At 48.9% G+C, this 11,996-nt stretch carries 9 protein-coding genes; 1 reads left to right on the forward strand and 8 read right to left on the reverse strand.

Annotation, left to right across the window (positions count from 1 at the left end):
- Nucleotides 1-61: 61 nt before the first annotated feature.
- Nucleotides 62-3,466 carry a transcription-repair coupling factor gene (mfd, locus tag LPB400_RS05990; RefSeq protein WP_219088440.1) on the forward strand — a complete coding sequence of 1,135 codons (3,405 nt, stop codon included), beginning with the start codon at nt 62-64 and terminating at the stop codon, nt 3,464-3,466.
- 220 nt (nt 3,467-3,686) lie between these two features.
- Here the strand turns inward: mfd and LPB400_RS05995 are convergent, their stop codons facing one another.
- From LPB400_RS05995 to hemE, 8 genes are all read right to left on the reverse strand, one after another.
- Nucleotides 3,687-4,121 (reverse strand): hypothetical protein, encoded by a 435-nt coding sequence (locus LPB400_RS05995; protein WP_225905482.1) that lies wholly within the window; start codon nt 4,119-4,121, stop codon nt 3,687-3,689.
- 252 nt (nt 4,122-4,373) lie between these two features.
- Nucleotides 4,374-5,006: a hypothetical protein gene (locus LPB400_RS06000; RefSeq protein WP_107768975.1), complete on the reverse strand. Its 633-nt coding sequence runs from the start codon at nt 5,004-5,006 to the stop codon at nt 4,374-4,376.
- Between the two features lie 200 nt (nt 5,007-5,206).
- Nucleotides 5,207-5,509, reverse strand: coding sequence for an ArsR/SmtB family transcription factor (locus tag LPB400_RS06005; RefSeq protein ID WP_070461695.1), 303 nt, complete (start codon nt 5,507-5,509; stop codon nt 5,207-5,209).
- A 79-nt stretch (nt 5,510-5,588) separates the two neighbouring features.
- Nucleotides 5,589-6,110, reverse strand: a complete 522-nt coding sequence (locus LPB400_RS06010; RefSeq protein WP_219088442.1) for a rhodanese-like domain-containing protein — start codon at nt 6,108-6,110, stop codon at nt 5,589-5,591.
- A 12-nt stretch (nt 6,111-6,122) separates the two neighbouring features.
- A complete protein-coding gene (locus LPB400_RS06015) occupies nt 6,123-6,317 on the reverse strand; it encodes a YgaP family membrane protein (RefSeq protein WP_219088443.1) in 195 nt (64 codons plus the stop codon).
- Nucleotides 6,318-6,786: 469 nt separating this feature from the next.
- On the reverse strand, nt 6,787-8,883 hold the full coding sequence (locus LPB400_RS06020) for a TonB-dependent receptor plug domain-containing protein (protein ID WP_219088445.1): 2,097 nt from the start codon (nt 8,881-8,883) through the stop codon (nt 6,787-6,789).
- A 318-nt stretch (nt 8,884-9,201) separates the two neighbouring features.
- On the reverse strand, nt 9,202-10,695 hold the full coding sequence (gene cls / locus LPB400_RS06025) for a cardiolipin synthase (RefSeq protein ID WP_107867229.1): 1,494 nt from the start codon (nt 10,693-10,695) through the stop codon (nt 9,202-9,204).
- 146 nt (nt 10,696-10,841) lie between these two features.
- Nucleotides 10,842-11,903, reverse strand: coding sequence for a uroporphyrinogen decarboxylase (hemE, locus tag LPB400_RS06030; protein ID WP_004519981.1), 1,062 nt, complete (start codon nt 11,901-11,903; stop codon nt 10,842-10,844).
- Nucleotides 11,904-11,996: the final 93 nt, after the last annotated feature.

The raw sequence follows: 11,996 nt of genomic DNA on the forward strand, positions 1-11,996 counted from the left end.
GTCTGAAAAATTTTCAGACGGCCTATGGTGCTTGTATTTACTTATTACAAACTGTTTTGTCATGACCTATCCGATTCCCAAACCCCGTGAAAAATCCCGTTGGCTCAATCTGTCTCAAGGCTCGCTGCCCTTGGCTTTGGCGCGTTATCTGCCGCATAAGCAGCTCAAGGTTGTCTTGACCCAAGATGCGGAACAGGCGCTACGCCTTCAGACGGCCTGGCTGTTTTTCCGTCCGCACGATACGGCGGTGTTCCTGCCGGACTGGGAAACGCTGCCTTACGAGCGTTTTTCGCCGCATCAGGATTTGGTGTCGGAGCGCTTGTCGGCGTTGTGGCAGATTAAGAGCGGCGCGGCGGACGTGTTGTTCGTACCGGTTGCCACGGCGATGCAGAAGCTGCCGCCTGTGCCGTTTCTGGCTGGGCGCACGTTTTGGCTGAAAACAGGGCAGACTTTGGATATAGGCCGTCTGAAAAGTGATTTGGTGGATGCAGGTTATAACCATGTTTCCCACGTTGTTGCGGCAGGCGAGTTTGCCGTGCGCGGCGGTATAGTCGATTTGTTCCCGATGGGCAGCGAAATGCCGTACCGCATCGATTTGTTCGACGATGAAATCGACAGCATCAAAACCTTCGATACCGAAACGCAACGCACCATTTCTCCCGTTTCCGAAATCCGCCTGCTGCCGGCGCACGAGTTCCCCACCGACAGCGAGGCGCAAAAAATCTTCCGCAGCCGCTTCCGCGAGGAAGTCGATGGCAATCCGAACGATGCCGCTGTGTACAAAGCCGTCAGTGACGGCCATTTCGGTGCGGGCGTGGAATATTACCTGCCGCTGTTTTTTGAAAACGAGTTGGAAACGCTGTTTGATTACATCGGCGAAGATGCGCTGTTTGTCTCTTTGGGCGACGTTCATGCCGAGGCAAACCGTTTTTGGAGCGACGTCAAATCGCGTTATGCCATGGCGCAGGGCGACGAAACTTATCCGCCTTTGCTTCCACAGCATTTGTATCTCTCTGCCGATGTATTCGCAGGCCGTCTGAAAAACTATGGTCAGGTATTGCCGGATATTTTTGGTGATGAACATACGTTGCCAAACGTGGCCGTCAACCGTCAAGCAGATGAACCGTTGCAGGCATTGAAAGATTTTCAGACGGCCTTTGACGGACGAATTTTGCTTTGCGCCGAAAGTTTGGGACGGCGCGAAACCATGCTCGGTTTCTTGCAGCAAAACGGTTTGAAAGCCAAAAGCGTGTCCGACTGGCAGGGCTTTTTGTCGGCGCATGAGCCGCTGATGATTACAGTGGCGCCGTTGGCTTACGGGTTTAAATTAGAAGATCAAAACATCGCGGTCATTACCGAATCCGATCTTTATCAATATGTCGCCCGCTCGAGCAAACATCATCGTAAGAAACACGCCGCCGTTTCAGACGGCCTGTTACGCGACCTTGCCGAAATCAATATCGGCGATCCTGTTGTACACGAAGAACACGGTATCGGCCGATATATGGGCTTGGTCACAATGGACTTGGGCGACGAAACCAACGAAATGATGTTGCTCGAATACGCGGGCGAAGCGCAGCTTTATGTGCCTGTTTCGCAACTGCATTTAATCAGCCGCTACTCTGGTCAGGCGCATGAAAACGTCGCCCTGCACAAGCTCGGCAGCGGCGCATGGAATAAGGCAAAACGCAAAGCCGCCGAAAAAGCGCGCGACACCGCCGCCGAGTTGCTCAATCTCTACGCCCAACGCGCCGCCCAATCGGGACACAAGTTTGAAATCAACGAGTTGGATTATCAGGCATTTGCCGACGGCTTTGGCTATGAAGAAACCGAAGACCAAGCCGCTGCCATCGCCGCTGTGATTAAGGATTTGACGCAGGCGAAGCCGATGGACCGCCTAGTGTGCGGCGATGTCGGTTTTGGCAAAACCGAAGTCGCCCTGCGCGCCGCGTTTGTGGCGGTGATGGGCGGCAAACAGGTCGCCGTACTCGCCCCAACCACGCTTTTGGTCGAGCAGCACGCGCAAAACTTCGCCGACCGCTTCGCCGATTTCCCCGTGAAAGTCGCCAGCCTTTCACGTTTCAACAACAGCAAAGCCACCAAAGCCGCGCTGGAAGGCATGGCGGACGGTACGGTCGATATTGTTATCGGCACGCACAAATTGGTTCAAGACGACATCAAATTTAAAAACTTAGGTTTAGTGATTATCGATGAAGAACATCGTTTCGGCGTGCGCCAAAAAGAGCAGCTCAAACGTCTGCGCGCCAACGTAGACATACTTACCATGACCGCCACACCGATTCCACGCACCCTCAGCATGGCGCTCGAAGGTCTGCGCGACTTCTCGCTGATTACTACCGCGCCCAGCCGCCGCCTCGCCGTCAAAACCTTTGTCAAACCCTTCAGCGAAGGCAGCGTGCGCGAAGCCGTGTTGCGCGAACTCAAACGCGGCGGACAAGTGTTTTTCCTGCACAATGAAGTAGATACGATTGAGAATATGCGCGAGCGGCTGGAAACCCTGCTGCCCGAAGCCCGCATCGGCGTGGCGCACGGACAACTGCGCGAGCGCGAACTGGAGCAAGTGATGCGCGACTTTTTGCAGCAACGATTCAACGTGTTGCTCTGTTCCACCATCATCGAAACCGGCATCGACATTCCCAACGCCAACACCATCATCATCAACCGCGCCGACAAATTCGGACTGGCGCAACTGCACCAGCTTCGCGGGCGCGTCGGCCGCAGCCACCACCAAGCCTACGCCTACCTGCTCACGCCCGAATACATCACCAAAGACGCAGAAAAACGCCTCGACGCCATCGCGGCGGCAGACGAACTCGGCGCAGGTTTCACCCTCGCCATGCAGGATTTGGAAATCCGCGGCGCAGGCGAAATCCTTGGCGAAGGGCAGTCCGGCGAAATGATACAGGTCGGCTTCACGCTCTACACCGAAATGCTCAAGCAAGCCGTACGCGACCTCAAAAAAGGCCGTCAGCCTGACCTCGACGCGCCATTGGGCATTACCACTGAAATCAAACTGCACAGCCCGGCATTACTGCCTGAAGACTACTGCCCCGACATTCACGAGCGCCTCGTCCTCTACAAACGCCTCGCCGTCTGCGAAACCGTGCAGCAAATCAATGCCATACATGAAGAACTCATTGATCGCTTCGGCCTGCCCGAACAACCCGTCAAAACCCTCATCGAAAGCCACCACTTACGGCTTGCGGCAAAAGAATTGGGCATCGATGCCATTGATGCAACCAGCGAAGCGGTAACGGTAACCTTTGGCAAAAACAACAATGTTGATCCAACCGAAATCATTCTGCTGATTCAGAACGACAAAAAATACCGCCTTGCCGGAGCGGATAAGCTGCGATTTACCGCAGAGATGGAAAATATTGAAGTGCGGATTAATACGGTGAAGAACGTATTGAAGACTTTGAAAGAAAGAGTGGTAGCAAAGTAGAGGGTGATGAAGAAAAGGTCGTCTGAAAAATTTTCAGACGACCTTTCCTTATCCAAAATTTGTAGGTCGGATACTTGTATCCGACAAAATCTCCCATGAAGCTGTCGGATTCGAGAATCCGACCTACACCTAACGCTCTTTTTTAAAAAGATTAACTAAATCAATTACATAATTGTATTAATTAGCTTTTCATCATTTGATTTTTCAAAATTTTCGGCAATTATCTGTATTCATTATAGACAATAGAATTATATAGAACGCCATTCTTGTCAAAAACAGGCAGTAATTTAATTAGATACCAGTTTATATCCACTATTTTATTATAAATTTCCTTAATATTGATATTAATGCTGAATAAGAATTCAAAGTTAGGAAAAAATAAGACGTCTCCACCGATATTGGTATCAGACCATGTCATTACAAACCCGATAACTTCATCCGAATTACTTTTGATTTTTAAAAAATCAAAAATTTCTTGTTCCGACATAGAGGCCGAATTCCAATCCCAGTCGTCATTACCAAGCAGCAAATAAGTAAATTGTCCATTATCGAGAAAACGCCAACCATCCTCCCATAAATATTTCAGTATTTCATAACGAGAAATTTTTTTGTTATTCATCGATAAATCTATACTTAAACCTATATCTCTCGACATCTCGAATCTCCTGTGGCTTTTAATTTTTAATATTTTTAGAAGGGGTGTAAGCAAGCCTTAGCCCGCATTAAACCTGTAAGTAGAGTGTATACGGCACGCACAAACGTGGGCTTTAAGCGTAATAAAAAGTCGTCTGAAACGATTTTCAGGCTTTCAGATGACCTTTTATCAAATGATGCGAAATATCACTTGTCTAACTCAGCCCCACCTTCAAGTTTTGGGCAGACTACGACTTGTATCGTTTGTTTATTTTTATAATTGCTGAAATTTCCAATAATCCCGTCCTTCAATTTTCCAATAACAAAATTCGTCCGGTATCAAATACCCAAAGTCCATTGCCTTAGAAAACCAGCCATCATAGACATAATCTTCATGACATCTGTCCCAATCCATATGAAGGTAAACTTCCGTATCAAAATTAATATAGAACAACGGTAATCTTGAAGAAATCTGATTGATTTTTAAGAAATCACTTTGTTGGCCAGAATCCGAAATAGGATCATCATACGACAACTTGTTCTCGACAACGGAATATAATCTTGCTGCCTCATTTAAATTAAAGCCCTGTAACATCAGCGCCTTCAATTCGTCTTTTTCCAGTACGACGACCGAATCTGATTGAAGATAGTTTTCAAAATTGTCCTTAGTTAACTGCCAGATGCCGTTTCGGTAATAATAACTATTCATTTCATCCTGATACTGTTCTAACGTAATATTACCGTTTTTAAAATCCAAATCTAAGTCTAATTTCATGTTTAATATGAAATTAGCCTTATAATCAATCAAATAATATATCTTTTTCTTATAGACAAAAATGGATATACACTGAATGTACTCAAAGATGTTATCCAATAATTCAGATTTAAATTTCTCAATCTTTTCCATATTTGACAAATTCCTTAATAACTTTATCACCAGCAAGCATTAGTCCGCATGAAAGCTGCAGGTAGGGTGTGCGCGGTACGCACGTACGCGTGCTTTAAGTGTAAATACAGAAGCAGTATAAAAAGGTCGTCTGAAAAATTTTCAGACGACCTTTTAGGTTAATTTTCCGAATAGCCTTTCTAAGGCAGTACAACCACATTTCAATCTTTTCCTGCACAGAAAAAAAAATACAGCAGCTGTATCATCTCGTTAACTCGGGGGTCGGCAATATAATATTGCCGCTCTCGGTGGTTTACTTCAAACGATACCAAACCGGCTTCACGCAGTAGCGCTAATTGGCTGGACATTGCCGCTTGCGGCAGTCCGGATGATTCAGCCAACTCGGTTACATTGTACGGCCTTTCATGTAGTTTGCACAATACGGCGAGACGGTTGGGATTAGCCAGAAGTTTGAGAAAAGCGGAGGCTTCTTCGTAGGGAGGTTGATTGTCGGCAGTGGTCATTTTTCGCGTTTTTCGGCAAATGAGGAGGTCGAATTATCAGTCATAATGGCCTCAGCAGCAACTTTCAGACGGCCTTTGCTTAATGATTCCATGGCATTTTGGCCAGCAGGCGTGCCATGCCGCAGAATCCGGTTAGTCCGGCCGTCAACAGGCCTGCACCGACCATTATGTCTATCAGATAAAACCAAGGCGATACCAGCCAACCTGCCAGCACACCCAACAGAATCAAACTGCCCGCTATGGTTTGCACCTGCCGCATGATATCCGGTGTGGCACGGTCGGCAACAATAGGAAGCCCTGCAGCCTTCCATGCCTGTAAGCCGCCTTCTAGAATATAGCATTCTCGACCTTGGCCAAGCGCTGACAATATAGTTTCTGCCTGAGTTGTACGTTTGCCGCTCAGACAATAAAAAATCAGGCACGAGGCTGAATTATTGGGCAGTCTGTCTCGCTGCTGTTCAGGCGGAAGGGATAATGCACCGACAATATGCCCGCCCCGATATTCGGCTTGGCTTCGGATGTCCACTGCCAACGCGCCCTCACGGATTTTTGCCATTGCTTCGGAAGGCGTAATTCGCGGGAGTTGTCCGACCGTACTCATGTTTTGCCTTCGTTATTTTTTGTTGATGCGGCAGGTGTTGATGCCCAATAAACTGTACAGTGCGCAGTTGCCAATCAGTGCTGTACCCAGAGGGATGATGCCCAGCCAACCCCACCAGCCAATTTGTCCGGTAGCGGCTGCAGCAATCAGTGCTACGCTGATAACAATACGGATTACGCGATCCAAAGTACCCAAGTTTCGTTTCATTTTATTGCTCCTTGTTTCAGAATGAATTGTCTATAAATAAAAATATATAACAAAAATCACATATGAGAAATATTATAGCTTTAAAGATGACTTTGTCAAATGGTTTACAGTAAAAGTGTAATGAATATTTGCATTGTATTTTTTAAACGCACAAATAGAATCAATCTCCAACGGCATGGTTAAATGTAAAAATACAGCCTGATATTTTCAGACGGCACTGGAGATGATCTATATAATATTTTATTTATATTGGAAGAATTGGTAGTCAGTTTTCAGAAGGAGTCAAATCATGACCGATTCGGAAAAGAAGTCCAATGGAGACGATTTGAAGACTGGATAATCCGTTGTGTAACTAGCAAGGGGGAGGAAATACTTTTAAATCAAATTGTCTACGAATTATAAAAGGCCGTCTGAAAATTGAATTTCAGACGGCCTTTTATTTCCTTATAACGTCATAATGTTCGTATCATTAGAAACGATAGTTCATGCCCAAGGCAAACTCGCGGCCGCGTTCGTAGAAGGGCACGCGTCCGTTGCCGTCGGGGAAGCGTTGGCTGTGCGAACGGTATTGCTTGTTGCCGATGTTGTTGACGGCGAAGTTGACGTTCAGGTTGTCTTTTTTCAGCGGCTGCCAGTTGGCGTAGATGTCGTGTACGCCGTAACCGGCTTTTTTGCCGTGTATCGTGCCTTGTCCGCGGGCGACGTCGGTGTATTTCACGCTTTGGGCGTAGCGACCGCGCCAGCCAATTTCGAGTTTGTGGTTTTCAAACTGATAAGACAGGCCGGTCAGCCATTGGCGGCCGGTGTTCCAGAAGGTGAACGAGCTTTCGTGGTCTTCCGCTTGAATCGGGCTTTCGCCGTAGTACATTTCGCCGTTCAGACGCGGTTTGACGTAGGATACGCCGGCGCGCGCGGTCAGGCCGCCCCAGCGGTAGGATGCGTCAAGTTCGTAGCCGTAGGTTTTGAGCGTGCCGCCGTTGTAAATCTTGCCGCGTTCGGTGATGGAGGCGGTGTTGTTATTGATTTTTGCCCAACGATAGACGATGAGGTCTTTGATGCGTTGGTGGAACACGCTGCCACTGACGTTGAAATTGTCGTTGCGCCATCTGAAGCCGAGTTCGGCGCGGCGGGCGGTTTCGGCTTTGAGGTTGCTGTCCAAATCGGCGGCGGCGCCTGCGCGTTCGTTAGCCAACAGGGCTTCGTTCAGGCGGGGCGCACGGCTTGCCTGATTGAGGTTTGCCAAGAGGGAGAAGTTGTCGTTGATGTCCCAAATCGCGCCGATGCTGGGGTTGAGCTGGCCGTGCGACGCGCTTTGTTTGCTGGCGGCGTTGTATTTGAAATGGTCGTAACGCAGGCCGGTGGTCAGGGTGACGGGGTGCAGGTTCCAAATGCCTTCCGCGTACACGCCGTATTCGGCTTTTTTCTCTTTGTCGCGGTCATACAGGCCGAGAATCTTCAGCCATGCGCCTTTGTCGGACGGCTCGGAGGTTTCGTGGCGGTAGTTAACGCCGTATTTCACCATGTGTCCGTCGCCGAAAGAGCTGGCGAGGTTCAGATTCGCGCCGGTCGCTTTGATTTTGCTTAACTCAAGTTTGCCGATGGGAACGCCGCCTTGCGCTGTGCCGGAAGCTTGGGCTTTTGGAGAAGGGGCGCCTTTGGGCGGTTTGGTGTCGTCGGTATTGATTTGGAAGACGTTGGCATCGATTTTGTCGATGAAGCCGACGTTGCGGCCGCGGTATTCCAGATTGTAGGTTTGTTCTTTTTGATAAGTGCCGTCCACGCCGATGTAGCTGTCAACGTTTTGGAACTCGGCTTTGTCGGTGCGGTTGCCTTTTTGGTATTCCTGACGGTAGGTCAGGCGGATGCCGTGGTCGTCGTTGAAATCGTAGCCGAGTTTGGCGAGGTAGCTGTGCTGTTTCAGACGACTGCCGAGGTTGACATTGCCGTTACCGTCTTTGTAGTCACGGTTGTTGAGGAAGTTGCCTGCAAACAGGGCATCGAAGCCGTTTTGATAGCCGTAAACCGCTGCGCTGCCGGTTGAGCCTTTATTGCTGCTCAAGCCTGCGCCCAGTTTGAAACCGAAAGGTTTGCCGTCGGTCAGCAGGTCTTTTGCGTCAACCGTTGTTACGCGGATGGTACCGCCGACCGCACCCAAACCCGCGCTTGCCGCGCCTGTGCCTTTTTCGACGTTGATGCTTTTCACCAAAGCAGGATCAAGCTGGAAGCGGCTTTGGTGGTGGAAGATTTTTGTGGATTGGCTGGTGTTGTCGACTTCTAGGTTAATTTTGTCTTCACCAACGCCGCGGATGCTGTAAAACTGCGCCACGCCGTTGCCGCCGCCGACATCCATACCGATTTGATCTTTCATGACTTGTTTTAAATCGGTCGAAATTTCGCGATCGAGCTGGTTGCGGGTTACACGAGTCGGTACGGCAGTACCGGTGACCTTAATTTCATTCAGCTCGGCAGTTTCTGCGGGTTGCAAATTTTCGGCATGAGCGAAGCTGGTTGATAATGCGAGTGTAATGATACTAAGGCGGAATACAGGAGAGGAGACCTTATTCATGATTTTTCCTAAGTAAAAAATTGACTGTTTATTCTAATTATTCTAATAATGATTATCAAATTCTTAATGGATATTAATAAATATATTCTGTTTTATTCCAGTCTCAAATTAATAGGATTTTTATAAAAATCAATTAGTTTATATTTTTAGTTAAATTTAGTAAATATTCTTTGGTTGGGAAATGGGTTGAGTCTTACTTTTTCCGAGAGGGAGAGATGGGATAGCTTAAATATCTGTCAATAAAGAATTTTGTCTATCAGTGTTTTATTTAAAAGGCCGTCTGAAAAGTACTTTTCAGACGGCCTAAATATTTATGTTTTACAACAAAGGACTCATCAGGCGGACGGCATTTTCCACGAGGCCGCGGAGTTTGGAGCGTTGTTGCCATGATTTGATGGCAATGTAGCTGCTGTTTTTAAGGTAGCTGCGTTGTAGGTGGCAGATTTGTTTGGTGGTATCGCGATCGTAGATGGCGAGGCTGATTTCGAGGTTGAGGAAGAAGCTGCGCATGTCCATGTTGACCGTGCCGAAGAGGGAGTAGTCTTCGTCAATGGTCATGGTTTTGGCATGTAAGAGCCCACCTTCAAACATGGCAATTTTGACCCCGGCTTCCAGCAACATAGGGTAGTAGGCGCGTGAGGCGTAGCGTACCATCAGTGAATCGACTTTGGCTGGCAGTATCAGGGTCACTTTGACGCCGCGTTTGGCGGCAACGGTTAATGCCATGAGAAGCGGCTCGTCGGGGACAAAGTAGGGAGTGGTAATCGTGATTTGTTTGGTGGCGGCATAGATGGCGCTGATGATGGTTTCGTAGATAACGAAGCTGCCTTGCTCGGGAGCGGATGGAATGATTTGGGCAACAATATCGCCTTGCTGCATTTTTTCGGGAAGGATTTTAGGTAGCAGGCTTTGGGCTTGATTGAGGTATGTTTGTACGTTTTGGAGGTTTTCATCGGTTTCGACGGCAAGGTCGGCGAAGAAGACGGCAGACAGTTCCAAAACCATAGGCCCTGTACAGCGCATCATGACATCTACCCATTCTCCGACGCCGGAGTTTTGTTTGAAATAGCGGGGGTCGACAAGGTTGAAGCTGCCTGTGTAACCGATTTTGCTGTCGATAACGAGGATTTTGCGGTGGTTGCGCAGATCGGTGCGCGTGAATAGTGTACGCCAGATGCCGACAGGTAATGAGGTATGTACTTCAACGCCTGCTTGGCGCAGTATCTCTACCCAGTCACTTTCAAAAAAGCTCCTGCTGCCGACGGCATCAGCCAGAATGGCACAGTCAACGTCCCGATCTGCGGCGGCAAGAATTTCATTTAAAATTTCTTCGATGCGACCTTTGGGCTCGATAATGTAAAAGGCCAGCAGGCAGGAATGGGTTGCGGCGCGTATGTCCGTAAGCATGCTGTCGATGATGGCATCGGTGGTTGAGAGCAGGCTCATGGCGTTGCCTTTGGTGGCACCCAGCCCCGTTCCTTTTTCGGCAACTTTACTGATGCCGTGGTAACGTGATTTGACTTGGTCGGCAATGTCGAGATAGATATCGGCTAGATGGGTGGCGGCAAAGTTGCGGTAGAAGCGGTTCATTTCGCCGGTACGTTTGGCGCGGGCCGTGCCGAGACGCGGCTCGCCGATAAGGATGTAGGCGATGGTTCCGAACACGGGGAAAAGGAAGAGGATAATTAGCCAGGCAAAGGTTGAGCCGATATTTTTTTGTTTGTACAACACGCGCAGCATGCAGACGAGTGCGGCGCAGGTGTGGGCGAAGATAAAAATTTCGGTCCAGGTGATGTCTTTTAAAAAATTCATATTCGGTAGAGGGAGTGGATGTGTTTTTAAGTTTGAAGGTGTCAGCTGATAAGCTTCAGATATTAAGTATATAGAAAAACCGTCTAAAAACAAATTTACACGATAATCGTGTTTTTTGTTTTCAGACGGCCTTTGAGTTGCTTTAATTAACGGTGATACTGACGGGACAATTCGTGTACGGTATCGACCAAAATTTTAGCGTGTTCCGGATTGGCGTGTTGGTTGATACCGTGGCCGAGGTTGAATACATGGCCGCTGCCGTTGCCGTAGTCGGCGAGGATGCGTGCGACCTCGGTGCGGATAGATTCTGGTGTGCCGAAGAGGGCAAACGGGTCGAAGTTGCCTTGCAGGGCAACTTGTTCGCCGACGCGACGGCGTGCTTCGCCGATGTTGCAGGTCCAGTCCAGGCCCAATGCGTCTGCGCCGATTTCTGCCATGCTTTCCAGCCATAAGCCGCCGCCTTTGGCAAATACGATAACAGGCACGCGGCGGCCTTCGCTTTCGCGTTTGAGTCCGGCAACGATTTGTCGGATGTACTTCAGGCTGAACTCTTTAAATGCGGCATCGCTCAACACGCCGCCCCAAGTATCGAAAATTTGTACGGCTTGTGCGCCGGCATCGATTTGGGCATTGAGATAAGCGGTAACGGCTTGGGCGTTGGTGTCGAGGATTTTATGCAGTAAATCAGGGCGCGAATACATCATTGTTTTGATGGTGCGGAATTCTTTGCTGCTGCCGCCTTCGACCATGTAGCAGGCGAGTGTGAACGGGCTGCCGGAGAAGCCGATGAGTGGCACGCGGCCGCCCAGTGCTTTACGGATGGAAGTTACTGCGTCAAAGACGTATTGCAGTTTTTCCATATCGGGAACTTGCAGTTTGGCAATGTCGGCTTCGTGTTGCAAGGCACGTTCAAATTTCGGGCCTTCGCCTTCGGCAAAATACAGACCCAAACCCATGGCGTCGGGTACGGTCAGAATGTCGGAAAACAGAATCGCTGCGTCCAGATCAAAACGTTCTAAAGGCTGGATGGTAACTTCGGTTGCCAGCTCGGTGTTTTTACACAAATCGAGAAAGCTGCCTGCGCGTGCGCGTGTGGCTTTGTATTCAGGCAGATAGCGTCCGGCTTGGCGCATCATCCAGATGGGCGTGTATTCGACAGGCTGTTTGAGCAGGGCGCGGAGGAAAGTGTCGTTTTTCAGAGCAGTCATGATAAATAGGCTTTCTGATTTGGTGTGTTGGACAAAGTTCAGACGGCCTTAGATATGTATTGAGGCCGTCTGAAATGATTAAATGATTGGTTC

Origin of the sequence: Neisseria perflava (assembly GCF_019334725.1) — a bacterium.
GTDB classification, from domain to species: domain Bacteria; phylum Pseudomonadota; class Gammaproteobacteria; order Burkholderiales; family Neisseriaceae; genus Neisseria; species Neisseria subflava_A.